The 23,762-nt window shown below is 71.3% G+C and carries 24 protein-coding genes; 7 read left to right on the top strand and 17 right to left on the bottom strand.

Translation table 11 applies throughout. From position 1 onward, the window contains the following. Positions 1 to 323 precede the first annotated feature (323 nt). The 13 genes from AB0C87_RS26765 to AB0C87_RS26705 all read right to left on the bottom strand — a co-directional run bounded on the left by AB0C87_RS26765 (position 324) and on the right by AB0C87_RS26705 (position 12,843). A complete protein-coding gene (locus AB0C87_RS26765) occupies positions 324 to 875 on the bottom strand; it encodes a hypothetical protein (protein ID WP_345182775.1) in 552 nt (183 codons plus the stop codon). Between the two features lie 19 nt (positions 876 to 894). After that, entirely contained in the window at positions 895 to 1,686 is a 792-nt protein-coding gene (locus AB0C87_RS26760; protein WP_360580087.1) for a hypothetical protein, read from the bottom strand. A 19-nt stretch (positions 1,687 to 1,705) separates the two neighbouring features. Further along, positions 1,706 to 2,296: a hypothetical protein gene (locus tag AB0C87_RS26755; protein ID WP_345182777.1), complete on the bottom strand. Its 591-nt coding sequence runs from the start codon at positions 2,294 to 2,296 to the stop codon at positions 1,706 to 1,708. Further along, entirely contained in the window at positions 2,293 to 2,850 is a 558-nt protein-coding gene (locus AB0C87_RS26750) for a hypothetical protein (RefSeq protein ID WP_353831681.1), read from the bottom strand. The genes AB0C87_RS26755 and AB0C87_RS26750 overlap by 4 nt, the downstream gene beginning before the upstream one ends. Further along, the gene (locus tag AB0C87_RS26745; RefSeq protein ID WP_345182779.1) at positions 2,847 to 4,097 is read right to left on the bottom strand and encodes an MlaD family protein; all 1,251 of its coding nucleotides are present in this window, start codon (positions 4,095 to 4,097) and stop codon (positions 2,847 to 2,849) included. The genes AB0C87_RS26750 and AB0C87_RS26745 overlap by 4 nt, the downstream gene beginning before the upstream one ends. Position 4,098: 1 nt before the next feature. Then, positions 4,099 to 5,382, bottom strand: a complete 1,284-nt coding sequence (locus AB0C87_RS26740; protein WP_353831682.1) for an MCE family protein — start codon at positions 5,380 to 5,382, stop codon at positions 4,099 to 4,101. Then, positions 5,382 to 6,620 carry an MCE family protein gene (locus AB0C87_RS26735; RefSeq protein ID WP_353831683.1) on the bottom strand — a complete coding sequence of 413 codons (1,239 nt, stop codon included), beginning with the start codon at positions 6,618 to 6,620 and terminating at the stop codon, positions 5,382 to 5,384. The genes AB0C87_RS26740 and AB0C87_RS26735 overlap by 1 nt, the downstream gene beginning before the upstream one ends. Before the next feature lies 1 nt (position 6,621). Continuing rightward, positions 6,622 to 7,782 (bottom strand): MCE family protein, encoded by a 1,161-nt coding sequence (locus tag AB0C87_RS26730; protein ID WP_360580084.1) that lies wholly within the window; start codon positions 7,780 to 7,782, stop codon positions 6,622 to 6,624. Then, positions 7,779 to 8,837 (bottom strand): MCE family protein, encoded by a 1,059-nt coding sequence (locus AB0C87_RS26725; protein WP_345187406.1) that lies wholly within the window; start codon positions 8,835 to 8,837, stop codon positions 7,779 to 7,781. The genes AB0C87_RS26730 and AB0C87_RS26725 overlap by 4 nt, the downstream gene beginning before the upstream one ends. Then, positions 8,834 to 10,111: an MCE family protein gene (locus tag AB0C87_RS26720; RefSeq protein WP_345187409.1), complete on the bottom strand. Its 1,278-nt coding sequence runs from the start codon at positions 10,109 to 10,111 to the stop codon at positions 8,834 to 8,836. The genes AB0C87_RS26725 and AB0C87_RS26720 overlap by 4 nt, the downstream gene beginning before the upstream one ends. A 47-nt stretch (positions 10,112 to 10,158) precedes the next feature. Then, positions 10,159 to 10,995, bottom strand: a complete 837-nt coding sequence (locus AB0C87_RS26715) for an ABC transporter permease (protein WP_345187411.1) — start codon at positions 10,993 to 10,995, stop codon at positions 10,159 to 10,161. Position 10,996: 1 nt separating this feature from the next. Further along, positions 10,997 to 11,785, bottom strand: a complete 789-nt coding sequence (locus AB0C87_RS26710) for an ABC transporter permease (protein ID WP_179846517.1) — start codon at positions 11,783 to 11,785, stop codon at positions 10,997 to 10,999. Between the two features lie 68 nt (positions 11,786 to 11,853). Next, positions 11,854 to 12,843 carry an ATP-binding cassette domain-containing protein gene (locus AB0C87_RS26705; RefSeq protein WP_345187415.1) on the bottom strand — a complete coding sequence of 330 codons (990 nt, stop codon included), beginning with the start codon at positions 12,841 to 12,843 and terminating at the stop codon, positions 11,854 to 11,856. 474 nt (positions 12,844 to 13,317) lie between these two features. On the opposite strand from AB0C87_RS26705, the gene AB0C87_RS26700 reads away from it, so the two are divergent. The 3 genes from AB0C87_RS26700 to AB0C87_RS26690 all read left to right on the top strand — a co-directional run bounded on the left by AB0C87_RS26700 (position 13,318) and on the right by AB0C87_RS26690 (position 16,194). Further along, positions 13,318 to 14,526, top strand: coding sequence for a helix-turn-helix domain-containing protein (locus AB0C87_RS26700; protein WP_353831685.1), 1,209 nt, complete (start codon positions 13,318 to 13,320; stop codon positions 14,524 to 14,526). A gap of 106 nt (positions 14,527 to 14,632) precedes the next feature. Next, the gene (locus AB0C87_RS26695) at positions 14,633 to 15,280 is read left to right on the top strand and encodes a TetR/AcrR family transcriptional regulator (protein WP_345187420.1); all 648 of its coding nucleotides are present in this window, start codon (positions 14,633 to 14,635) and stop codon (positions 15,278 to 15,280) included. Between the two features lie 125 nt (positions 15,281 to 15,405). Beyond that, positions 15,406 to 16,194 (top strand): NAD(P)-dependent oxidoreductase, encoded by a 789-nt coding sequence (locus tag AB0C87_RS26690; RefSeq protein WP_345187422.1) that lies wholly within the window; start codon positions 15,406 to 15,408, stop codon positions 16,192 to 16,194. A gap of 80 nt (positions 16,195 to 16,274) precedes the next feature. On the opposite strand, the gene AB0C87_RS26685 is transcribed toward AB0C87_RS26690, so the two are convergent. Both AB0C87_RS26685 and AB0C87_RS26680 read right to left on the bottom strand, forming a co-directional pair. Continuing rightward, positions 16,275 to 16,655 (bottom strand): nitroreductase family deazaflavin-dependent oxidoreductase, encoded by a 381-nt coding sequence (locus tag AB0C87_RS26685; protein ID WP_345187426.1) that lies wholly within the window; start codon positions 16,653 to 16,655, stop codon positions 16,275 to 16,277. Positions 16,656 to 16,693: 38 nt separating this feature from the next. Next, positions 16,694 to 18,157 (bottom strand): NAD(P)/FAD-dependent oxidoreductase, encoded by a 1,464-nt coding sequence (locus AB0C87_RS26680; RefSeq protein WP_360580080.1) that lies wholly within the window; start codon positions 18,155 to 18,157, stop codon positions 16,694 to 16,696. An 82-nt stretch (positions 18,158 to 18,239) separates the two neighbouring features. Between AB0C87_RS26680 and AB0C87_RS26675 the strand changes: the two genes are divergently transcribed. Then, a complete protein-coding gene (locus AB0C87_RS26675; protein WP_353831688.1) occupies positions 18,240 to 18,878 on the top strand; it encodes a TetR family transcriptional regulator in 639 nt (212 codons plus the stop codon). On the opposite strand, the gene AB0C87_RS26670 is transcribed toward AB0C87_RS26675, so the two are convergent. Continuing rightward, the gene (locus tag AB0C87_RS26670; protein ID WP_345187432.1) at positions 18,829 to 19,503 is read right to left on the bottom strand and encodes a TetR/AcrR family transcriptional regulator C-terminal domain-containing protein; all 675 of its coding nucleotides are present in this window, start codon (positions 19,501 to 19,503) and stop codon (positions 18,829 to 18,831) included. The genes AB0C87_RS26675 and AB0C87_RS26670 overlap by 50 nt on opposite strands. Positions 19,504 to 19,609: 106 nt before the next feature. Between AB0C87_RS26670 and AB0C87_RS26665 the strand changes: the two genes are divergently transcribed. The 3 genes from AB0C87_RS26665 to AB0C87_RS26655 are packed head-to-tail and all read left to right on the top strand — an operon-like array spanning position 19,610 to position 22,653. Beyond that, entirely contained in the window at positions 19,610 to 20,719 is a 1,110-nt protein-coding gene (locus AB0C87_RS26665) for a ferritin-like domain-containing protein (protein WP_345187434.1), read from the top strand. A gap of 45 nt (positions 20,720 to 20,764) precedes the next feature. Next, positions 20,765 to 21,625, top strand: coding sequence for an SDR family NAD(P)-dependent oxidoreductase (locus AB0C87_RS26660; RefSeq protein ID WP_360580077.1), 861 nt, complete (start codon positions 20,765 to 20,767; stop codon positions 21,623 to 21,625). A gap of 56 nt (positions 21,626 to 21,681) precedes the next feature. Beyond that, positions 21,682 to 22,653: a diiron oxygenase gene (locus AB0C87_RS26655; RefSeq protein ID WP_345187438.1), complete on the top strand. Its 972-nt coding sequence runs from the start codon at positions 21,682 to 21,684 to the stop codon at positions 22,651 to 22,653. Positions 22,654 to 22,993: 340 nt separating this feature from the next. On the opposite strand, the gene AB0C87_RS26650 is transcribed toward AB0C87_RS26655, so the two are convergent. Next, on the bottom strand, positions 22,994 to 23,743 hold the full coding sequence (locus AB0C87_RS26650; protein ID WP_360580075.1) for a hypothetical protein: 750 nt from the start codon (positions 23,741 to 23,743) through the stop codon (positions 22,994 to 22,996). Between the last annotated feature and the right edge of the window lie 19 nt (positions 23,744 to 23,762).

Here is a 23,762-nt window from a genome sequence, read left to right as displayed (position 1 = left end):
GAGATCTTTCGCATGTCAGTCCGCTTTCCCTTCACGGGGGGTGGTTTCTTCTTCTCGTAGGGACACTGACCGCGTTCTACAGGTCCAACTCCTCCGGGTTGACGAGCGCAGAACCCCGAAAGTCGAACTTCGTCGACTTCACCACAAGACCACCCAGTCCTGCCGTACTAATATCGGAATATACCCGCCAGTAGTGAACTTCTCAAGAGGCTGTTCGACTTCCCCTTAAAGCACTCCGCGGATCCATACACGCTTTGTCACCGGATTAGTTTTCGATCAAGCTGTATTTATCACCGGATTCGAGTCTTGTGACGATTAGGGGGTCACGCGCCGAGGGTGTCGATGGCGGAGATCTTCCATTTGCCGTCGGCGTACAGGGCGTCGACGGCGAAGACGGCCGCGGAGTAGCTCGTCTTGTTCGTGTCGGTGCGGGTGTTGCGCTGGTCGGCGAAGACGAGGAGACGGGCGCGGTCGCCGGCCAGGGATTTCACCGCCGAGTCGGTGACCGCCGTGGTGAGCACCTGCTTCTGCTGCGGAGCCTGCTTGCGCACCAGGGCGAAAAGCTGGTTGTACTGCTGGACGGCCTTTCCGGTGAGCAGTTCCTGCGCCGCCTTCTCCGTCTTGGCCACGTCGGCGTAGTTGTAGGAGAACACCGTGTTGACGGCCGTGGTCACCTGGCCCTTGACCTCGGCGGTGCGGCCATTGTCGCTGAGGGCGTCGTTCTGCGCGGAGGCCGCACCCGTGAGGTCGCGCTCCTGGGCGTTCGACCAGGCGGCCACTCCACCGAGCGCTACTGTCAGCGCCCCAAGGAGGATGACCAGGCGGGTGCGCGCGGTGCCGGGGACGAACCGTCCGGCCGAAGTGATCGCTGCCATTTCGCTTTCTCCTCCCCGCTCAGGGCGTACCGGTCGGGGCCTGGCCGAGCGCCGACAGTTTCCAGCCGTCCGAGGTCCGGGTGAGCTGGCCGGCGAACCGGCGGGTGTTGTCGACCGGCCTGCCGTCGGCACCGGTGATGGTGATGCGGACGGCGGCGATGACGGCCGCCTTGCCCGCGCGGGAGTCGAGTTCGGTCAGCCCGGATTCGAGGATCTTCGCGGTGCTGGTCGTCTTCGCCTTCTGCACCTCGGTCCTCAGCCGGGCCTGACCCTGGACGATCTGGTCGTAGAGTTGCGCGGTCGCCGAGTCCTGCCACACCTTGAGGCCCGCGTCGACCTGCCGGTGGTCGAGGGTGTTGAGATTGACGATCTCCTGGCCGGCCACGGCGAGCACCCGATCCCGTTCGGCGGCGTAGGCCATCGAGTCGTCGCCGGACGCCGTGTGGTACGACCAGCCGAACCACGCGGCGGCACCGGCCGCGACCAGCGTCACGAGCGACGCGATCCGGATCAGCGGATCCTTGGAGAGGCGGTGCCGGGGCCGCTCGGCCGCGTCCTTCGCCGGCGGCCTCGCGGCCGGCGCCTCACCGGTCTCCTTCTCGGACGGCGACGGCTCCGGGTCCGGGTCCGGGTCCGGGTCCAGCTCCGGGTCCTCGGCGGCCCCCTCCCCCGCGGGCTCTGGAGTCTCGGCCGCGTGGTCCGCGGACGGTTCCGGTTCGCGCGGTTCGCCGGCGGGGCTCTCGGGCTCGTCCGCCAGCGCCTCGCGCTCGTCGGCCGCCGGGTCGGCGGTCTTGGTCCTGGTCTCGGTCACCTGAGTCCACCCCTTCTTTTCAGGCGGCCCGGAGGTCGCTGATGCGCCAGCCGTGGTCGTCGCGGGCCGTGACGATGAGCTGGGCCGCGACCGGCGGACCGGTCGCCCTGCCGCCGCGGGTGGCCTGCTGGTCGAGCAGGACCAGCAGGACCGCCGTCCCGTCACGGGAGAGTCTGATCAGACCGGCCTTCGCGACCTTCGTGGTGAGGGCGAGCTTCATGACCGGCGCGTTCTGCTTCACGAGGCCGAACAGTTCGCGGTAGTCGCCGACGGCGCGGCCGGTGAGGGCCTCGTTCGCGGCGCGTTCGGTGGCCGCCGGGTCGGTGTAGGAGTAGGTGAAGATCCGCGCGACCTTCGCCGAGACGTCGGCGACGACCGCACCGGTCCGGGCCTTGTCGACGAGTGCGCGGTTGGCGGCCGGTGACCGCTCGCTCCGCCTGGCGGCCCAGGCGTCGACGGCGAGGGCGGACAGGCACAGCGCCAGCGCGAGGGCCACGGGCCACCCGAGCCCGGCCGCCCGCCTGAGTCCGGAGACGAGCGTGCGCCGGGCGGTCTTCCTCTTCCGCGGGGCCGGGTCGCGGCGCGCGGGGCGCTCCTCGGTGATGCTCACGGGCCGCTCCCCCCGGGCGCCGGCGCTCTCAGCGAGCTGATCTTCCACACGCCACCGACCCTCTGCATCCCGACCTCGTAGCGTTTGCGCTGCTCGGTGCCCTGGGCGGCGCCACCGGCGGGCTCGGTGAAGATCCGGACGGAGGCGAGGACGGTCGCCTCGCCCGCCGACCGGTCGAGTGCGGTGACGGCGAGTGCGGTGACCCGTCCGTGCGAGGGGGCCTTCTGCCCGGCGAACCTCGCGCGTGCGCCCGGGATGTCGCGTTTCAGTGCGTCGGCGAACGGGCCGGTGGCGACGTCCAGCCAGTGCGTCATGTCCAGCTCCGCCACCTTGGGGTCGATGCTGTTGATCAGCGCCAGATCGCGGACGGCGGTCCGGCTCACGTCGTCCCGCGCGGTGGCGAGGTCGTGGTCCGCGCCCCGTCCGGACTGGAACAGCGACCAGAACGACAGCAGCAGGAGGACGGTGGCGGCGGCCGTGAGGGCGTGGCCGGCCGGACGGATCCAGCGGATCATCCAGGTCGGCTTGCGCAGCACGGCCGCCACGACGGTCACGGCGCGCCCCCGAGCCCGAGGAGGGCGGCGAGGTCGCCGGACGGCGCCTGCTGCCGCGCCAGTCCGGCCAAACCCAGCGAGGCGAGCAGGCCGGTCGCCTCCGGGCCGCCCAGCGCGCCCGGTCTGGCCGGCGCCGGGACGCCCTTGCGCGGCGCGTTGGCGGTGCCGCGCACGTTGATGCCGCTGCTCGGGCTCTCCGCGCAGTGCGCGTCGGTGTTGAACGGCGCGGGCGACAGGGTGAGGCCGTCGCGGTACCTGGTCTTGCCGTAACCGCGGGTGCAGGGCTGCGGATTGAAGAACGTGGTGACCAGACCCATCCGGAGCTTGCCCCCGTCCACGATGCTGGGGCCGATCGCCGCGACCCGCGGGAGATTGGCCAGCATCTCCTCGATGGCGGCCTGGCGAGGCTCGGCCACGCGGGCGGTCGTGAGAAGGTTCGCCAGCAGCACGCCGAGGCTCGGGTCCAGGTCGTGGAGCAGGCCGGACAGTTCCGCCGCCGCGCCGGGCCCGGCCGTGATCAGCTCGCGCAGATCGGCGTCGGAGTCGCGGAGCCGCCGCGCGAGCAGGCTGGAGTCGGTCGCGAACGCCTTGAACGCCCCCGACATCTCGTTCTGCGTCCGCAGCACCGCCTCCCCGTTGTGGATCAGAGCGCGCGTTTCGGGGAAGGCCGCGTCGGACGCCGAGATGAACCGGGAGCTCGTGTCGAGGAGCTGCTGGAGGTGCGGGCCCTGCCCGGCGAACGCCAGCCCCAGCTCGTCGATGAGGATCCTGGTGTCGTTCAGCGGGAGCGAGGCGGTGAAGTCGTTGACGCTCTTGAGCGTCTCGTCGACCGGCGCCGGGGTGGTGGTGACGCTGCGCGGGATCGTGGTGCCCTGGGCCAGATAGGGCCCGGTGTCGGCGCGGGGCCGCAGGTCGACGTACTGCTCGCCGACCGCGGAGCGGTTCGCGACGATCGCCTGGAGGTCGCGCGGGATGTCCGGCGCCGAGTCGTCGATCCGGAGTTCGGCGATGACGCCGTCCCGCGTCAGGTCGAGCCTGCCGACCTTGCCGACGGTGACGCCCCGGTAGGACACCGCGGACCCTTCGAAGAGGCCGCCGGTGCTGGGCAGGTCGAGCCGGACGGTGTAGTACCCGCGCAGCCCGACGTAGCGGCCGACGTCGGCGTAGTTGACGCCGATGTAGGCGACCACGACGATCGCGATGACGGCGAACACGGCGATCTTGATGCGGGTGACCAGGGTCAGCACGTCAGTTCCCCTCCCCCAGCGTCGGCAGCGGAAGGGCCGGCTCGCTGCTCGGGCTCTCGGTCCGGGGTGCCCGGCTCGGCGTCCCCGGTCGCGGCGTCCCCGGGGTGGGGGCCCCGGTGGGCGGAGTCCCCGTGGTGGGGGTCCCGGCACCGGACACCGCGGCTCCGGAGCCGCGACCCGCCGCCGTGTCCGGGCAGGGCGCCGGCTGCGGGCCGGGGACCGTGGGCGTCGCGGCGAGGGCGCGCGCCCCCTCCTCGTCGTCAAGGCCGTCGAACGGCCCCTCCTCCTTCACCGGCGCCATGACGCAGTCGAAGCCGTCGGCGGCGATGACGGTGACGTAGGCGTTGAGGTAGTCGCCCTTGATCGCCTTGAGCGCCTCGTCGGTGAACGGGTAGGTCAGCAGGATCTCCAGGGACTTCGGCAGGTCGCGGCCGGAGTCGGCGAGCTTGCGCAGGACGACCGCCAGAGAGCGCAGGTTCGCGGCCGTGTCCTCCTTGCTGGCGTTGATCGTCTTGACGGCGACGTCCGAGAGCCTCTCCAGCCGGCGCAGCATCTCGACGAGCAGACCGCGCTGCTCTTCCAGCACCTTCAGGCCGGGCGACAGGTCGTCCAGGACGGTCCCGACCTGCCCGTTGCGGGCCCTGACCGTGGACGACAACCGGTTCAGCCCGTCGAGGGCGTTCACGATCGACTGCCGGTTCCGGTTGAGCGTGCCGGTGAAGGTGGCGAGGTTCCGCAGCGCGGACCGGACCTTGTCCTCGCGCCCGTTGAGCGCCTGGTTCAGTTCCCGGTTGATGGTCCGGATCTGCGGGAGCCCGCCGCCCGACAGCAGCAGCGACAGCGCGCCGAACACCTCCTCGGTGTCGGCGTTGCGCGTCGTCCGGGACGCCGGGATCACGGCGCCGTCGGCGAGCCGCTGCGGGGACGGCGCCGTCGTCGGCGCGGCGAGCCTGACGTACTTCTCCCCCAGCAGGCTCGACTGCTCCAGGTTGGCGGTCGCGTTCGCGGGCAGGTGCACGTCACCGTTCACGGCGAGCGTCACCTCCGCCTGCCACGCCCCCTTCGGCAGCGACACCTTCTTCACCCGCCCGACCGGGACGTCGTTGACACGGACGGCGGCCTGCGGGACCAGGTTCAGCACGTCCTCGAACCGCACCTTCACCGTGTAGGGGTGGTCGCCGAGGTCGGCGCCGCCGGGCAGCGGGACGTCCTCCAGCCGCACCGAGCAGCCCGCCGTCAGGACGACGCCGGCGGCGAGGGCCGCGACGAGCTTGTGCGTGCGCATCAGCGGTCCGCCTTCCCGCCGGTGCCGGCGTAGATCTTGCCCGCGGGCGGCAGCGGCAGCGCCGGCAGGCCGGTCTCCCGGGTCGGCGCCACCGCGACCAGCCCGCCCCTCTTCAGCCGGTCGCACTGCTCGCGGAGCGTCCGCGTGGCGGACGCCGCCGCGGCGCACACCGGCCGCTGGTCGGCGGCGATCGGGTCGACGCCCGGCTGGTCCAGGCTGCCGAACGCCTTGGTGATCTCCAGGAGGTCGCCGCGCGCCATCAGCGTCCGGGTCTTCGGGTCGTAGGCGCTCAGGGCGTTCTGCGTCACGAGCGGCGCGGTGTCGATGAGCTCGGCGAGGGACGCCCGCTGGTCGACCAGGACCTGGGTGACGTCCGAGAGCTTGCCGACGTTCCGTGCCAGCGCCGCGCGGTTGTCCTGGATGAACCCCTTCACCTCGGCGAGCGCCAGCGCGAGGTTGCGCAGGGCCGCGCCGAGCTCGTCGCGGTCGGCGGCGAGGAACCCGCTCACCTCGGCGAGCTGGTTCTCGGCGAGGCGGATCCGCCCGTCGTTGGCGCGGAGCATCTCGCTGAACTTGTTGAGGTTGGCGACCGTCGCGTACAGGTCGCCGCTGTTGTCGGCGAGCGTCTGCGACGCCTTGCCGAGGTCGGAGATCATGGTGTTGAGCGCCTGCCCGTTGCCGCCGAGGTTGGCGGCGCCGACCCGGATGACGTCCGACAGGGCGCCCTGCGCGTTCAGCCCCCGCGGGCCGAGGTCGCCCGAGATCTTCCGGACCGCGGCGTAGAGCTGGTCGAGTTCCAGCGGGGTCGCGGTGTTGCTCACATCGATGGACGCGCCGTCGGCCATCTTCGGGCCGCCGTCGTAGGCGGGGTCGAGCTGGATGTACCGGTCCGACACCAGGTTCGGCGCGATGACGATGGCGCGGGCGCCGGCGGGGACGTCGACGTCGTCGTCCACCCGCATCTCGACCCTGACCCTGTCGCCGAGCGGTTCGACGGAGTCGATCGAGCCGACCTTCACGCCGAGGACGCGGATGTCGGAGCCGGGGTAGACGCCGATCGCGGTGGCGAAGTACGCGGTGATCCGGTGCGTCGGCCCGCCGCCCAGGAAGGGGACCAGCGCGATCACGACCAGCAGGACGAAGACCGTGATGAGCGCTTGCACCACCCGCGTCCGGTGGTCGCGGATCGGCGAGCCGAGCTTCGGCAGCCTCACCGGGCGCGTCGAGGGGGACGCCATGTCACCGTCCTCCCGTCAGGTGCGGCGGCTTGCAGCGGTCCGGGTCCTCCGGTTGCCACCTGCCGTTCACCAGGTACTCCTCGGGGACGGTCCCGCACAGGTAGCCGTCCACCCAGCGGCCGTTGCCCGTCGCGTTGCCGAGGACGCGGATGTAGGGCGTGGCCGTCGTCAGCACGCGCTCCAGGTTCTTCTGGTTGCGTTGGAGGACGCCGACGACCCGCTCCAGGGACGCGAGCGTCGGGCCCAGCGTGCGGCGGTTGTCGTCGACGAGGCCGACCAGCTCCGTGCCGAGCCGCTGTGTGCCGACGAGCAGCGCGTGGATGGCGTCGCGGCGCCGGCGCAGCTCGCCGAGCAGCAGGTTGCCGTCCTTGAAGAGCGTCTCGAACTGGGAGTTCTGCGCGGCGATCGTGCCGGACAGCTGCTTGGTCCCGGCGAGCAGGCGGGACAGCTCGGCATCCCGCGACGCGATCGTGGAGGACAGCGCCGACAGGCCGTGCAACGCGACCCGGACGTCGGCCGGGGTGTCCTCGAACGTCGTGGAGATCGTCTCCAGGCTCTGCGCGAGCCTGGTCGTGTCGAGCTGCTCGAACGTCCGGCCGAGGTCCTGGAACGCCGTCGTGACGTCGTAGGGGGCCACGGTCCGGTCGAGCGGGATCGGCTCCTTCGGGTTCTGCCTGCGGTAGCCGAGCGGGTCCAGCTGGAGGTACTTCGACCCCAGCAGCGTCTTGATCATGATGGTGGCGCGGGTCGCGTTCCCGACCCAGGTGTCCTTCACCCGGAACGTGACCTTGACCTTGTTCCCCTTGAGCGAGACGCCGGTGACCTTGCCGACCTTCACCCCGGCGACGCGGACCTCCTGGCCGGGGTTCAGCCCGGCGGCCTCGGAGAAGTACGCGCTGTAGGTCGTCCCGCCGCCGACGAGCGGCAGCCGGTCGGCGCGGTAGGCGAGCGTGCCGAGGACGAGCAGGATCACGATGCCGACGACCGCCACCCCGATCGGGTCGCGGTCGCGCAGCGGCTTCAGCCGCGGCCGGCCCCGCTTCGGGCGCGGCAGGGCGCGCGGCAGCGGCGGAGGCGGCCCGCCCGGCGGGGGGACGGGGGGCGGCCCGCCCGCCGGGGGGACGGGGGGCGGGCCGCCGGGGGGCGGAGTCGGGGGCGTCATCCGCGGCACCTCGCGTCCTTGATGGGCAGGCCGGTCGGCGGCGGCTGGTTCGACAGGTCGGAGCCCGCGTAGCTGACGCCGATCAACTTCACCTCGCACTGGTAGAAGTTCACCCACGAGCCGTAGGAGGCCAGGCGGCCGAAGGTCGCCATCTTCCCGGGCGAGCGCTGGAGGAAGCGCGTCAGCAGCGGCTCGTCGCGGTTGAGGTTGTCGCTGAGCCGGCCGAGCTGGACGATGTCGTCCTTCAGCGGGTCCCGCGTGACCTGGAGCAGCCCGGCGGTGGCGGTGGTCAGGTCGGCGACCGACCCGAGCGCCCGGCCGATCGGGACGCGGTCGGTGGCGAGGCCGGAGGTGAACCGGCGCAGCGTGGTGACCAGGTCGACGAGCTGGCCGTCCCGCCCGTTGATGGTCTGGACGACGCTGTCGAGGTTCGCGATGAGCTGGCCGATCACCTTGTCCTTGGCGGCGAGCGTGCTCGACAGCTCCCCGACGGTGCGCAGCAGGCTCTCCACGGTGCCGCTCTCGCCCTGGAGCACCTTGACGACCGACTCCGAGAGCTTGTTGGCGTCCCCGGGCGACAGCGCCTGCATGAGCGGCTGGAACCCCTGGAACAGCTGGGTGAGGTTGAGCGTCCCGGCGGTGTGCTCGACCGGGATCGTCCCGCCGGGCCTCAGCACCTCGCCGGGCGAGCCGGTGCCCTGCCCGAGGGAGACGTACCGTCCGCCGACCAGGTTCAGGTACTTGACGGCGGCGGTCGCCGACGCGGGGATCCGCCGGTCCCGGTCGACGGAGATCTTCACCCGGGCGAGCCGGCGGTCGCTCACCTCGATCTCCTCGACCTGGCCGACCTCGACGCCCGCGATCCGCACGCCGTGCCCCGGATGGAGCCCGGCCACGTCGGTGAACTTGGCGTAGTAGGTGACGCGGTCGCCGCTGGTGGCGCCGGTGATGCTGGACGCCAGCAGCGCGGTCGCCAGCACCGTGACCACGATGAAGATCAGCGAGCTGACGAGGGGGAAGCCCATGCCCTTGATCCCCTGACCGGTGAGCCTCACTTCACCGTCACCTCCGTGCCCCGGTAGATCGGCCCGACCAGCACGCTGGACCAGTCCGGCAACTCCTCGGGGACCTCGTCCAGCGGCGCCCCGGCGAGCTCGTTGACCAGGTCGTTCTCCGCCGCCGAGTTCGCGGGGCCGAGGCCGCTGCCGGCCGCGCCGCCCTGGCCGGGCGCGCCGCCTGCGGGCAGCACCCGCACCCCGTCCCCGGTCCCGAGGTAGGGGACGCCCGGGCAGCGCGGCCCGCCGCCGCCGTCGTAGCGGGGGGCGTCCTTGCCCGGGACGTAGCGGCCCTTGCTCGTGACCGGCACGACCACGCCGTGGACGCCGTGCTCGTTCGTGCCCTTGCCGAGGACCTTATTCATCGTCGGGATGAAGCCGGCGAGCGCGCGGAACGTGCAGGGCGCGGCCGGGGCGTAGCGGCGCATCAGGTCCAGGCTCCCCCGGCTCTCGGTCGCCAGCGCGATGATGTTGCCGGAGTTGGCGCGCAGGAAGTCCTCGAGGTCGGCGGACGATCCCGACACCGCGTCGTACAGGGTCGCGAGGGCGGTGCGCTCGTCGACGATCGTCCGGCTGGTGACCGTGAAGTCCGTGAGCGCCTGAAGCAGGTCGGGCGCCGCGTCGGAGGCGTGCTGGGTGAACGCCGCCAGCTCCCGGAGGTTGCGGGCGAGCGCCGGCACCTCCGGGTTGAGCCTGGTCAGGAACGCGTCGAGCTGCTCGAAGTTGCGGCCGATCTGGTCGCCGCGCCCTTCCAGCGCCCGCGCCATGGCGTTCAGCGTCGCCGAGAGCTTCGCCGGCTGGATGGTGTCGAGCAGGTCCATCGTGTGGTTGAGGACCTCCGACAGCTCCACCGCGTTCTGGCTGCGGTCCTCGGAGATCACGTCACCGTCGGTGATCGGCCGTCCCGCCGACCCGGGCGGCGGGACCAGCGAGACGAACCGGGCGCCGAACACCGTCGTCGGCAGCAGCCGCGCCTGGACGTCCGCCGGGATCCGGTCGGTCATCCCCGGTTTCAGGGCCAGCTCCAGCTTCGCGCCGGCCCCGTCCGCCGTGATGGACCGGACCTCGCCGACGACGACGCCGCGGACCTTCACGTCCGCCATCGCGTGCATCTCGTGCCCGGCCGTCGAGGTGCGCAGCGTCACCATCGTCGCGTCGGTGAACTGCTTGTCGTAGATCGCGATCGACAACCAGACCAGCAGCGCCGGGACGAGCAGGAACGCCACCCCGGTGAGGCGCTGCCCGACCACGTGCCGGGTGGTTCGCCGGGCCATGTCAGCTCCACCCCATGTCAGATCCACCCATGTCAGTTCGGCCCATGTCAGCCCGTCACCTTCACGGTGGTCGTGGCGCCCCAGATGGCGAGGCTGGCGAAGAAGTCCGTCACGCTGATCAGCACGATCGCGGTACGGACCGCGCGGCCGACGGCGACGCCCACGCCGGCGGGGCCGCCGACCGCGCGGTAGCCGTAGTAGCAGTGCGCGAGCACCACCATCACGCTGAAGATCAGCACCTTGGCGAACGAGAGCAGCACGTCCTCCGGGGCGAGGAAGATGTCGAAGTAGTGGTCGTAGGTACCGGCCGACTGCCCGTTGAACCAGAGCGTCACCTGTCTGGAGGCCAGATAGGAGCTGAGCAGCCCGATGCCGTACAGCGGGACGATCGCGACGGTCCCCGCGATGATCCGGGTGGTGACCAGGTAGGGCACCGACTGGATGCCCATGCCCTCCAGCGCGTCGATCTCCTCGTTGATCCGCATCGCGCCGAGCTGCGCGGTGAACCCGGCGCCGACCGTCGCCGACAGCGCCAGCCCGGACACCAGGGGGGCGATCTCGCGGGTGTTGAAGTACGCCGACACGAAGCCGGTGAACGCCGCCGACCCGATCTGGTCGAGCGCGGCGTAGCCGGACAGGCCGACGACGACGCCCGTGAACACCGTCATGCCGATCATCACGCCGACGGTGCCGCCGATGACGGCGAGCGCGCCGCTGCCGAACGCGACCTCGCCGAGCAGCCGCAGCGACTCGCGCAGGTAGCGGCGCATCGCGCGCGGCGTCCACAGCAGCGCCCGGACGTAGAAGCCGAGCTGGTCGCCGGGCTGGTCCAGCCAGGAGACCAGACTCACCGGGCGGAGGCGGCGACCCCCGGGAACCGCCATGTCACGCTCCCTTCGGGGGGACGACCTGCAGGTAGATGGCGGTCAGCACGAGGTTGACGAAGAACAGCATCAGGAACGTGATGACGACCGACTGGTTGACCGCGTCCCCGACGCCCTTCGGGCCGGGGTTCGGGTTCAGGCCGCGGTAGGCGGCCACCACGCCGGCGATGAATCCGAAGATCAGCGCTTTGAACTCGCCGATGTACAGGTCGGGCAGCTGCGCGAGCGCGGAGAACGAGGCGAGGTAGGCGCCGGGCGTCCCGTCCTGCAGCAGCACGTTGAAGAAGTAGCCGCCCGCGACCCCGACGACGGAGACCAGGCCGTTCAGCAGCACCGCGACCGCCATGCAGGCGAGGACGCGCGGGACCACGAGGCGCTGGATGGGCGAGACGCCCATCACCTCCATCGCGTCCATCTCCTCGCGGATCGTCCGTGAGCCGAGGTCCGCGCAGATCGCCGACCCGGCCGCGCCGGAGATCAGCAGCGCCACGATCAGCGGGCTGGCCTGCTGCACGACGGCGAGGACGCTCGCCCCGCCGGTGAGCGACTGCGCGCCGAGCTGCTTGGCCAGCGACCCGACCTGGAGCGAGATGACCGCGCCGAACGGGATGGAGACGAGCGCGGTCGGCAGGATCGACACCGACGCGATGAACCAGAACTGCTGGACCAGCTCGCGGAGCTGGAACGGGCGCCGGAACGACAGCGCCAGTACCGTCGCGGCGAGCGCGAAGAGCCGCCCGGTCTGGCGCAGTGCGCCGGCGCCGGGAACGGCGGAATCAGGTGCCGCCACGCGCGTCTCCTTCCTCGGGCACGCGCGCGTCGCCACGCGGTGCGGTCGGCTCGTCGGTTCGAGGGCGGTCAGTTCGCATCGGGGACGCCGCCCTCCGGCGCGTGCCTGCGGTTGGCGTAGATCGCCTGCTGCGCCCGGTGGGAGAGGCGCGGCATCATCTCGTCGAGGCGCCGCGCGTGCCGCAGCTCGCCCTGCCGGGGCGGCGTCCCGGGCGTGGGGCGCAGTTGCGGCGGGATCTCCAGGGTGCGCTGGAGGGGCGCCGGGCCGGCGGCTTCGGCGGCGAGCAGCGCGGCGTCCTTCTCCTCCGACATGCCGATCGGTCCGCGCGTGTCGCCGTGCAGGAACTGCAGGACGGCCGGCTCGTCGCTGGTCAGCAGCGCCTCGCGGGGGCCGAACGCGATGAGGTCGCGGCGGTACAGCATGCCGATGTTGTCCGGGACGGTCGCGGCGATGTCGATGTTGTGCGTGACGATCAGCATCGTCGCGTCGATCCGCGCGTTGACGTCGATCAGCAGCTGGGAGATGTGCGCCGTGCGGACGGGGTCCAGGCCGGAGTCGGGCTCGTCGCACAGGATGATCTCCGGGTCGAGGACGAGCGCCCGGGCGAGGCCGGCGCGCTTGCGCATGCCGCCGGAGATCTGGCCGGGCAGTTTGCGCTCCTCGCCGACGAGGCCGACCATCTCCATCCGCTCCATCACGATCCGCCGGATCTCGGACTCCTTCTTGCGGGTGTGCTCGCGGAGCGGGAACGCGATGTTGTCGTACAGCGGCAGCGAGCCGAAGAGCGCGCCGTCCTGGAACATCAGCCCGAACCGCTTGCGCGCCTCGAACACCTCGCGGTCGCGGTCGTTGACCATGTCGACCCCGCCGATCAGGACGCGGCCCTCCTCCGGCTTGAGCAGCCCGACGAGCGACTTGAGGAAGACGGTCTTGCCGGTGCCGGAGGGGCCCAGCAGCACGCTCACCTCACCGGGCGGAAGAGTGAGCGTGACATCACGCCAGATCGTCTGCCGGCCGAAGACTTTCGTCAGCCCCTCGACGACCACTTCAATTCCCACGACACCACCGCTCGCGCTAGGAAGAGAGGTTTCGAGGACATTACGGCGCAGTAGACGCAGCATTCAATAGGAGATCGCGAGCTCTTCGGCACAATTCGGTAAATGGCCTCAGAAATTTGTCACCGACTTAGCCCTCTCCCGCTCCGAAACCGTCACCGGTTGACTACCAGCCAGTAACTTGAGGCCGGCCCACGGCACGCCTGCCCCTGCGGGCAAAGAGTTTCATCACCGGCCCAGCAACCGAACGCCGTTCTTGTCACATCACGCGCAAAGATGCGCCGCCGTGCGGGCGATCGAACCGCAGACCCTTGCCACCGCCGACTGGCGACTTTATGTTCACGGTGTTATCGATTTCATTCCAGGGTGTTCGCCTCCCGTCCGGCACACCCCATCCAGCGCCGCGGCCAGGACGGCGCCACGGCGCACGGCCGGCTCGATGTGGAGGTTCGCTTTCCCATGTCGCAGGCATTAGATTTGTCTGAACACGACCGGAGTCAGACTGACTTCCAGGAATTCCTCGGCCTGCTGCGCGCGGAACTGTCCGACGTCACGAACGAGATCGTCACCGAGATCAAGCGGAGCATCCCGGAGTACGACCGGCCAGATCCCGCCTACGACCAGACCCTCCGGCTCTGCGCCGACATCCTGCTGCCGACCTTCCTGGACCGGATCTCCGATCCGGACGCCTCCACCGACCAGCGCGACGAGACCTGCCGCGCCCTCGGCCGCTTCGAGGCCATCGAGGGGCGCAGCCTCGACCACCTCCAGGCCGCGGCCCGGATCGCCTTCCACGTCGCGTGGCGCCGGACGGCCGTCCTCGCCGAGCGCGCTCAGGTCCCCACCTTCGTCGTGTCCGCCGCGGTCGACGCCATGCTCGTCTACCTCGAGGAATCCGTCGCCCAGGCCCGCCTCGGCTACCAGCAGGCCACCGGGCACGCCGACCTGCGCCGCCGCGAGGAGCGGCGCCGGCTGCTGCATCTGATCCTGCAGCGGCCCGCCGTCGTCCCCGAGGCCATCGAGGACCTCGCCAAGTCCACCGGCTGGTGGCCGCTGCCGGCCGAGGCCACCCTCGTCGCCGTCCACCCCGAGGCGCCCTGCACCCGCTCCGCGCTCGACACCGACATCCTCACCGACTTCGACTCGGCGGAACCGTGCCTGCTCGTCCCCGGGCCGCTCACCGCCGACCGGCGGAACATGCTGCGCGCCGCGCTGCCGGACGCCAGCTGCGTCCTCGGCCTCACCCTGCCGCTGGAACGGGCCGCCCACTCGCTGCGCTGGGCCCGCCGCGTCCTCGACCTCGCCGAGGAGGGCATCATCCCGGACGGCTCCCTCATCCCCTGCGAGGACCACCTGATGACCATGTGGCTGCTGTCCGATCCGCCGCTGGTCGAGGAGCTCACCCGCCGCCACCTGGAACCCCTGCAGGACGTGTCGGACGGGCAGCGCAAGCGCCTCGTCGAGACGCTCACCGAATCCGTCACCACCCGGGCGACCGCCGTCGACATCGGGGAGCGTCTGAAGATCCACCCGCAGACCGTCCGGTACCGGCTCCGCCAGCTGGAGGGCTACCTCGGCGACAGCCTGGAGAACCCGGACGCCCGGTTCTCCCTCGACGCCACCCTCCGCGCCGCGAGTCTGTACCGTCGCCGGCGCGCCCGCCGGGGCCAGCCCGGCGTACGGTGACCAGGATCCGCCAGGGGCGCGGGTGACGTTCGGGTCACAGGGAGTGCGGCGGGCCGTTATCCTGACCTCCTGGTTACCGGTTCCTGACGGAAAGTCGAAGGGGTCCATGCCGACGTCGACCTGGTTCCGCCTCAACGTCGCCAAGCGCGAACGCGTGCTCGAAGTGGCGATGCGCGAGTTCGGAGAACACGGGTACTCGACCGGCAGCCTCAACACCATCGCGCGCGAGGCCGGCATCGCCAAGGGCTCGCTGTTCCAGTACTTCAGCGACAAGCTGGAGTTCTTCGCGTTCGTGTGCGACGAGGCGTCGCGCCGCATCCGCGAGGAGATGGAGCGCCGCATCGAGCGGATCGACTTCGACCAGCCCTTCGACGAGTGGCTGGTCGACGTCCTCTGCGACTGGACCGAGTACATGGCCGACCACCCGCTGGAGCGCGGCGTCACCGCGGCCACCAACTTCGAGCTCGACAACGGCGTCCGGTCCGTCGTCCGCGACACCGCCAACCAGCACTACCTGCTCGTCATCCACCCGACGCTGGAGCTGTGGAAGGCGCAGGGCGCCATCGGCGACGACGCCGACCTCGAGGTCCTCGCCACCTGGCTGATGATGATCCTGCCGTTCCTCGCGCTCGCTCCGTACTACGACGGCCTCGACCCGATCCACGACCTGCGCGGCCGCACCCCGGCCCAGCAGCGCCCGGTGATCCGCCAGCTCGTCGCGGGCTTCCGCCCGATGTTCTCCCCCGGCAAGTGAGCCCGACGGGCCCTCAGGGCTGCCTGGCGTAGTCGTAGACGGTGCTCCGGGAGACCCCGGCAGGTCGGCCTCGGCTCGGCCGTGGGCGTGGGGGTGGGAGGGAACGCGGATGGAACACTGTGCGCATGACTCTCGGGACGATCGTGCTGACCGGCGCCGCCGGACGGGTCGGCACCGCACTGCGGGCGCCGCTGCGCGATGAGGCGGAGCGGCTCGTACTGGCCGATCTCGCGCCGATGCGCGTCGAGGCGCCGAACGAGGTCGTGCACCGCGGCGACCTCTCCGACGCGGCGCGGATCGTGCGGGGCGCGGACGCGATCGTCCACCTGGCCGGCGTCCCGGACGAGGCGCCGTTCCCCGACCTGGTCGAGGGCAACATCCTCGGCGCCCAGCGGATCCTGGAGGCCGCCCGCGTGGCCGGGGTGCCGCGCGTCGTCCTCGCCAGCAGCAACCGGCTGACCGGCTGCTACCCGTCCACCGAGACCGTGTCGCCCGCCATGCCGCCGCGGCCCGACGGCCTGTACGGGGTCAGCAAGGTCGCGGTCGAGGCGCTCGGCCGGCTCTACGCCGACAAGTTCGGCATGGACGTGGTGTGCCTGCGCATCGGCAGCCTCGAACCGCGCCCGACCGAGCCGCGCCACCTCGCGACCTGGCTGAGCCACCGCGACTGCGCGGGCTTCGTCCTCGCGGCGCTGACCGTCCCGTCGCCGGGGTTCCTCGCGGCGTACGCGGTGTCGGCCAACGCGCGCCGGTTCTGGGAGCTCGACGAGCGGCTCGGCTACGCGCCCCACGACGACGCCGCCTCCTACGGCATCCCCGACACGTTCGTCGGCGACGGCGTTCCGCAGGGCGGCGACTTCGCGTCCGCCCAGTTCACGCTGCGCCATCTGGAGGGATCCGCGGAAAACGAGTGACGTTCGGGTCACGAAGGGTGCGGCAGGCCCCACCCCGGCCCAGCAGCGCCCGGTGATCCGCCGGCTCGCCGCGGCGCCCGTCAGTCCTCGATCTCGGCGACCAGGATGTCCATGTGGCGGGCCGCCATGCGGGCGGGGGGCGGCAGTTCGGCGGCGTCGGCGGCCGTCAGCACGCGCGGACGGCCGAGCCGGCGGACGCGGCCGAGCCGTTCCACGCCGCCGCGGCCCTCGGCGAGCAGGTTGCGGACCCAGTCGGCGTCCCGCCCGTACGGCAGCCCGACGATGAGCCGGTCGCCGCTGCGGAACGCGGTCACCGGCGTCCGGTACTCGCGCCCCGACCTGCGGCCCCGGTGGACGATCATGGCGAAGGGCGGGAGGTAGGGCGCGTAGACGCCCTGCACGCGGTTCGTGACGGCTTTGTTGAACCGGGCGACCGATCTCGGCATCAGCGGTTTCACCATGCCTCCTGAGTAGCACGGCCTCCCGCCCTCGCGCGCGGTCAGCGGGTGAGGACGAACTCCTCCGGTCTGGCCTTGCGGGAGCCGGCCCAGAACTCGAACGTGTGGCCCGGCCAGAGGGTGCGGTTGACGCCCTGGTCGTCGAGGTACCAGCTGTTGCAGCCGCCCTCGTTCCAGACGGCGCGGCGCAGCCGCCGCTGGAGGCGGTCGTTGAAGCGGCGCGCGGCCTCCGGCTTCGGCTCGATGGTGTCGGCGCCGGCCTCCTGCATCAGGCGCAGGCAGCTCAGCACGTGCTGGATCTGCACCTCGATCATGAAGACGACGGAGTTGTGGCCGAGGCCGGTGTTCGGGCCGAGCAGCATGAAGAAGTTCGGCAGCCCGGGGATCGTCGTGCCGCGGTGCGCCTCGATGCCGTCCGCCCAGATCTCCTGGAGCTTGACGCCGTCGCGGCCGGTGACGCGCAGGTCGGTGAGGGCGTCGGTCACCTTGAAGCCGGTGCCGTAGATGATGCAGTCGACCCCGTACTCGCGCCCGTCCTCGGTGACGATCGAGTTCTCCCGCACCTCGGCGATCCCGGAGGTCTCCACCTCGACGCCGGGGCGCGCGAGCGCCGGATAGTAGTCGTTGGACAGCAGGATCCGCTTGCAGCCGATCGTGTAGTCCGGCGTCAGCTTGGCGCGCAGGACCGGGTCGGCGACCTGGCGGGCGATGTGCCGGCGGGCGATCTTCTCCTGCGGGGCGGACAGCCGCGGGTCGATCGTGAAGCCGACGGCGCGGGCCTCCAGCGCCCAGTAGATTCCGCCGCGGAACGCGCGGGCGGCGCCCGGCACCTTCCCGAACAGGGCGCGGACCGGCGCGGGGATGGACACGTCGGGCTTGGGCTGGATCCACGGCGGGGTCCGCTGGAAGACCACGAGCTCGCCCGCCTGCTCGGCGACCTTCGGCACGAACTGGATCGCGGAGGCGCCCGTGCCGATGACGGCGACGCGCTTGCCGGTGAGGTCGTAGGAGTGGTCCCACTCGGCGGAGTGGAACGCCGTCCCCCGGAACCGCTCGACGCCCGGCAGGTCCGGGTAGGACGGGACGTGCAGCGCGCCGATGCCGGACACGACGGCCTTCGGGGTGAGGACCGTCCCGTCGGCGAGCGTCACCTTCCAGCGGCGGGCGTCGTCGTCGTACTCCATGGCGTCGACCGCCGCACCGAAGCGGATGTGCTCGCGCACCCCGTACCTGTCGGCGGTGCGCTCCATGTAGGCGCGGATCTCCGGCTGCGGCGCGAACATCCGCGTCCAGCCCGGGTTCAGCTCGAAGGAGAAGGAGTACATGTGCGACGGGACGTCGCAGGCGCAGCCCGGATAGGTGTTGTCGTGCCAGGTCCCGCCGAGCGCTTCGCTCTTCTCCAGCACGACGAAGTCGTCGAAGCCGGACTGCTTGAGCCGGATCGCCATGCCGAGGCCGGCGAAGCCGGAGCCGATGATGACGATCGCGGGGGCGCGGTCGCTCATGACCCCTCCTCTCAGTTAACCTACTCGCAGTAAGTTACCGGGAGTAGGTTACTGACGGTAGGTCCAACAGAGGAGATTTCCTGTGAGTGGCGCCACACCCCCGCCCCGCCGCCGGATGTCGCGCCCCGAGCGCGAGCGGCAGATGCTGGACGTGGCGGAGCGGGTGTTCGGCGAGCGCGGCTACCAGGCCGCCTCCATGGACGAGATCGCCGAGCGCTGCGGGGTCTCCAAGCCGATGCTCTACGAGTACTTCGGCTCCAAGGACGGCCTGCTCGTGGCGTGCGTGACCCGGTCCAAGGCCGAGCTGTTCGACGTCACCCAGAAGGCGATGGCGGGCGCCACCACCCCGGAGGACATCCTGTCGCGCGGGATGGTCGCCTACTTCCGCTTCATCGACGAGCACAGCAGGTCGTTCGCGATGCTGCTGCGCGAGCCGATGGCCGCCGCCCCGGAGGCCATCCGGGCCATCGACGAGACCCGGCGGCAGCAGAGCGGGCTCATCGCCGGCGTGCTCGGCACGTTCGCCCCGTCAGCCCCCGCCGGGACGATCGAGGCGTACACGCAGATCATCATGGGCGCGAGCGAGCGGATGGCGCTGTGGCAGACGGGCCGTCCCGACGTGTCGGCGGAGGACGCGGCCCGCTACATGACCGACTTCTGCTGGAACGGCCTCAGCCCTTACCTGGCGCCCGCCGGGGAAGCGCGTCCAGGGCCCCGATGAGCAGGTCGAGGCCGAACTCGAAGTCGGCCTCGGCGTCGAAGTCGGCCAGCGCCGGGCCGTAGGCGATCACGTGCGGGAACTCGTCCGGGTCGAGGCGCGTCCACGACTCGGCCCCCGTCTCGGCGAGGTGCCCCAGCATCTTCGCCATGCCGATCTCGCGCATCTGGGCGCCGAGGGCGTAGGCGATGAGCGCCCGCATGATGCGCACGGCCGTCTCGCCGTCGAACCCGGCCGCGTCGGCGAGGGCCAGGGCGCGCTCGGCCGGCCGCAGCCCCACCGGCGTGTCGACCTTGTGGGTGAGGACGATCGACATGCAGCGCGGGTTGTCGTGGGCGACCTTCCGGAACGCCCGGACCAGCGCACGCGCACGTTCCTGCCATGACTCGGCCGGGTCGTCGGGCAGTTCCAGCCCCGCGACGACGTGCTCGGCCACACCCTCCAGCAGGGCGCCCTTGTTCGGGACGTGGTTGTAGAGCGACATCACGGCGACGTCCAGCTCGGCGGCGACCCGGCGCATCGACAGGCCGTCCGCGCCCTCCCGCTCGATCAGGTCGACCGCCGCCTCCACGATGCGCGCGCGGGTCAGCCCCGGTCGCGGAGTGTCGGAGGTCACACGCCTCGCCATCGCTTCCCGCTCCCCCTCGCCGTTGACACCCGTAAGTGTCCCATGACACGGTACGTACATTGTACGTAGGACGTACAGCGTACGTCTGCGCTCGGGGAGGACGCCCATGTCGACCCACGACCTGTACACCGACTCCGTCCCGTCCGACGCCTGGACCGTGCCGATGACCGGCGACGCCAGGTTCACCTGGGAGTACGACGACGGGCGCGACCGTCTCCTCGCCCTCTACCAGAAGGGCAAGGACAAGCAGTGGGACTCGGTCAAGCGCATCGACTGGGACCTTGAGGTCGACCCGCACGACGTCCTCGGCGTCCCCGACCAGTCCCTCGCCATCTACGGCACGAAGTACTGGGACATGCTGTCCGAGAAGGAGCGCGGCGAGCTGCGGCGGCACTCCACGTCCTGGCAGTTCTCCCAGTTCATGCACGGCGAGCAGGGCGCGATGGTCACCGCCGCCCGCATCGTCGAGTCGGTGCCCGACCTCGACTCCAAGTTCTACTCGGCCACCCAGACGATGGACGAGGCCCGCCACGTCGAGCTGTTCACGCGGTTCCTGCACGAGAAGGTCGGGATGGTCTACCCGATCAACACTAAGCTGCAGGACCTGCTGAACGAAACCCTCACCGACTCGCGCTGGGACATGCCCTACCTCGGCATGCAGGTCCTCATCGAGGGCCTCGCGCTCGCCGCGTTCGGCGTCATCCGCGACATCACCACCAAGCCGCTGCCCAAGCAGATCCTCGCCTACGTCATGCAGGACGAGGCGCGCCACGTCGCGTTCGGGCGGCTGGCGCTGCGCGACTACTACAAGCAGCTCTCGCCGGCGGAGCTCCGCGAGCGCGAGGAGTTCGTCATCGAGGGCTGCTACCTGATGCGCGACCGCATCCGCGGCCGGGAGATCTGGACCAACTTCGGCATCGACCCGAAGGAGGTCGACGAGATGGTCGAGAACTCGCCCTACATGCGGATGTTCCAGAGCCTGCTGTTCAGCCGCATCGTGCCCTGCGTGAAGGACATCGGGCTGTGGAGCGACCGCATCCGGCGCGCCTATGACGACATGGGCGTCCTGGACATGTCCAAGGCCGACCTCGACGCGCTCATGCACCAGGACGAGGAGATCGCCGAGAAGGTCGACGCCGAGCGGTTCGCCGCCGAGGAGACCGCCCGCAGAGCGGAGGTGGACGCCGTCATCGCCGACGCGGCGGCGGCGGGCTGAGTAACGTTCAGATCATTCGATCCGCCGCACACCTCGGAGGTCTGGATGCCCCTCGCGCACTTCGACGGAGCGCTCGCCGTCGTCACCGGAGCCGGCAGCGGAATCGGCCGGGCCGTCGCCCTCGCCCTGGCGGGGAACGGGGCCGCCGTCGTCGCCGCGGACATCGACCTGCCCGCCGCCGAGCGCACGGTCGCCCTCGCCAAGACGCTCGGCGCGGGCGGCACCGCCTACGAGGTGGACGTGGCGGACGAGGCCGCGATGGAGGACTTCGCCGCGCAGGTGAAGGAGACCCACCGCGTCCCCGACATCGTCGTCAACAACGCGGGCATCGCGGTCACGGGCCCCTTCCTCGCCACCGGCGTGGAGGACTGGGAGCGCATCCTCGGCGTGAACCTGTGGGGCGTCGTCCACGGCTGCCGGCTGTTCGGCCGCCAGATGCGCGACCGGGTGGACGCGCTGCCCAACAAGCCCGACAAGCCGAACTTCGGCGGCCACATCGTCAACATCGCCTCGGCCGCCGCGTTCGCGCCGTGGCGCGCCATGCCCGCCTACTGCACGACGAAGTCCGCCGTCCTCATGCTCAGCGAGTGCCTGCGCGCCGAGCTGGCCGGGTCGCGCATCGGCGTCACGGCCGTCTGCCCCGGTTTCGTCAGCACCAGCATCGTCGACAACGCGATCCACCTGGAGGGCGACGAGGCGGCCCGCGCCCGCCTGCGCGAGCGCGGCCAGCGGGCCATCAGGCTGCGCAACTACCCGCCGGAGAAGGTCGCCGAGCGGGTCGTCAACGCCATCATCAAGAACAAGCCCGTCGTGCCCGTCAACGCCGAGGGGCACCTCCTGCACGCCCTTTCCCGGGTGTCCCCCGCCTCCCTGCGCCTGCTGGCCAGGATTCCCGCCCGGGGTTAGCGTCCGCCCGACGGGCGCGGCCCCCGACTCTCCCCGCGGTGAGAGGAGAAGGATCGATGCCCCCCGACGTCCTGCTGAGCGACGGCCGCCCCCGGAACTGGACGGCCCGGATCCGGTGCGCGGACGGCGACCACACGCTGGAGCTGACCCATCGCGAGGTGGTCGCCGAGCGGCTGCTGCGCGCGTCCCGCAAGCACTCCTTCGACCCGGACGTGGACGTCGACTGGGACGCCCCGCAGGACCCGGACGTCTTCTACTTCCCGCCCCAGCTCGCGTCGCTCTACGAGACGCCGCTGTGGGACGGGCTGACGCACCGGCAGCGGGTGGAGCTGACCAAGCGGGAGATGTGCAGCATCGCCTCCTTCGGCATCTGGTCGGAGATGCTGCTGATGCGGTCGCTCGTGATGCACGCCTACCGGCACCGCTACGACAGCGACCACGTGGCGTACGCGCTGACGGAGATCGCGGACGAGTGCCGGCACTCGACGATGTTCGCCCGGATGGTGCGCACGTGCGGGCTGCGCACGCACCGGCCCCGGGCGCTGGAGTTCCACCTCGCCAAGCTGTTCGGCGCCGTCTACGACCCGGTGCCGATGTTCGCCGGAACGCTGATCGTGGAGGAGTTCACCGACGCGTTCCAGCGGCTGACCTTCCCGGACGAGGACGTCCAGCCGGTGATCCGCCAGGTCACCCGCATCCACGTGGTCGAGGAGGCGCGGCACATCCGGTACGCGCGGGAGGAGCTGAAGCGGCTGGTCGCGGAGATCCCGGCGGTCCGGCGGCGGGCGGCGGCCTACGGGATGGCGCAGGCGACGCGGCTGACGACCGCGCAGCTCGTGCACCCGTCCTGCTACACGGCGGTGGGGCTGGATCCGGGGCTGGCGCGGCGCGTGGCGGCCCGCAGCCCGCACCGGCGCGCGACGATGGCGTGGTCGTTCCGGAAATGCACCGCGTTCCTGGACGAGGTGGGTTTCCTGGACGGCCGGGCGCGCGACGTATGGATCCGGGCGGGGCTGCTGGAGCGTTGACCGTTACATCGGGCGGCCATTTGTCTCGACGTCGAACCGATTATTAGAAAATGGTTCGCCAATGGCGGGGAACTGGACTCGGCGAGAGCATGCGAAAGGGCCGCGGAGCAGGGACCACTCCGCGGCCCTGAGGCGAGTACGGGCAGCTCAGCCTGGGTTTCCTACACCCAGGACACTCCCAGCGATGACATGGTCACGATGTCGACCCCCTCCTCCCCAGGCATCGCCGCGCGCCGATCATCCTGCCTGGCACGGGAGCCCGACCGGCGCGCTCCCTCCCCTTTACCGGTTCACCATAGAAGGTGCCGGCGAAAATGACGCCGTGCTCGGCCGATTCAGGTCAGGAATGACTTAGCGCGGCGAGGACTTCACGGGCGGCGGCGGTGGCGGTGTCGAGACAGGCGCGCTCCCGGGCGTCCGCAGGGCCCCTGCGCGGCGCCTGCTCGCTGTAGCTGACGGTGAAGACCGCGTTGCGGACCCGGGCCGTGACCTGCCCGACCACGGTCGGCTGGCCCTCGTCGGTCTTGAACCAGCGGTACGCCTCGTCCCCGAGGCCGCCCTTGCGCTCCAGGGTGACGGTCCGCACGAGCGGGGCGTCGTGCGCCTGGGCCCACTGCGCGTCGTAGTAGCCCTCGGCGTCCTGGACGGGGGTCGCGGTGTCGCCCGGCGCGTACAGGTGCGCCTCCACGCGCAGCCAGCGGAACGCCGAGCCGGTCGAGGAGTACGTGCACGTGGTGAGCGTCGAGTTCGCGCTCTGCCGCCGCGCCGCCTTCGGCACGGCCCGCTCGACCGTGGCCGCCGCGACCGTCCCGCACGGCGCCGGAAGCGCGCCGATCACCTTCCCCTGGGAGCCCGGCGACCCCGGGGGGCGGGCGGCCGGCGGCTGCGAGGGCCCGCCCGGCGTGCGCCGCGGGGCGGCCTCCTGCCCGCGCCCCCCGGACACGACCAGGACGGTCGCGACCACCGCGGCGGCGAGCGCCACGGCCGCCGCGAGCACCGCGATCAGCCTGCGCGGGCGCCGCCCCGGGGCCGGCGGCTCCGGACCCGCATACGGCCGGTGGAACGGCTCGACCGGACGCTGAAGGCCCACGCCGCACTCCTCACTCCCG

The organism is Actinomadura sp. NPDC048021, assembly GCF_040653135.1.
In the GTDB taxonomy this organism is placed as follows: Bacteria; Actinomycetota; Actinomycetes; order Streptosporangiales; family Streptosporangiaceae; genus Spirillospora; species Spirillospora verrucosospora.
Note: the sequence above shows the minus strand (reverse complement) of the source record. Positions and strands in the feature narration are given on the sequence as shown.

Excerpts from the sequence above, each read along its gene's own strand:
- AB0C87_RS26765 (WP_345182775.1), bottom strand. The coding sequence starts at position 875 with ATGGCAGCGATCACTTCGGCCGGACGGTTCGTCCCCGGCACCGCGCGC.
- AB0C87_RS26740 (WP_353831682.1), bottom strand. The coding sequence starts at position 5,382 with ATGCGCACGCACAAGCTCGTCGCGGCCCTCGCCGCCGGCGTCGTCCTG.
- AB0C87_RS26735 (WP_353831683.1), bottom strand. The coding sequence starts at position 6,620 with ATGGCGTCCCCCTCGACGCGCCCGGTGAGGCTGCCGAAGCTCGGCTCG.
- AB0C87_RS26730 (WP_360580084.1), bottom strand. The coding sequence starts at position 7,782 with ATGACGCCCCCGACTCCGCCCCCCGGCGGCCCGCCCCCCGTCCCCCCG.
- AB0C87_RS26720 (WP_345187409.1), bottom strand. The coding sequence starts at position 10,111 with ATGGCCCGGCGAACCACCCGGCACGTGGTCGGGCAGCGCCTCACCGGG.
- AB0C87_RS26715 (WP_345187411.1), bottom strand. The coding sequence starts at position 10,995 with ATGGCGGTTCCCGGGGGTCGCCGCCTCCGCCCGGTGAGTCTGGTCTCC.
- AB0C87_RS26695 (WP_345187420.1), top strand. The coding sequence starts at position 14,633 with ATGCCGACGTCGACCTGGTTCCGCCTCAACGTCGCCAAGCGCGAACGC.
- AB0C87_RS26690 (WP_345187422.1), top strand. The coding sequence starts at position 15,406 with ATGACTCTCGGGACGATCGTGCTGACCGGCGCCGCCGGACGGGTCGGC.
- AB0C87_RS26685 (WP_345187426.1), bottom strand. The coding sequence starts at position 16,655 with ATGGTGAAACCGCTGATGCCGAGATCGGTCGCCCGGTTCAACAAAGCC.
- AB0C87_RS26680 (WP_360580080.1), bottom strand. The coding sequence starts at position 18,157 with ATGAGCGACCGCGCCCCCGCGATCGTCATCATCGGCTCCGGCTTCGCC.
- AB0C87_RS26670 (WP_345187432.1), bottom strand. The coding sequence starts at position 19,503 with ATGGCGAGGCGTGTGACCTCCGACACTCCGCGACCGGGGCTGACCCGC.
- AB0C87_RS26665 (WP_345187434.1), top strand. The coding sequence starts at position 19,610 with ATGTCGACCCACGACCTGTACACCGACTCCGTCCCGTCCGACGCCTGG.
- AB0C87_RS26660 (WP_360580077.1), top strand. The coding sequence starts at position 20,765 with ATGCCCCTCGCGCACTTCGACGGAGCGCTCGCCGTCGTCACCGGAGCC.
- AB0C87_RS26655 (WP_345187438.1), top strand. The coding sequence starts at position 21,682 with ATGCCCCCCGACGTCCTGCTGAGCGACGGCCGCCCCCGGAACTGGACG.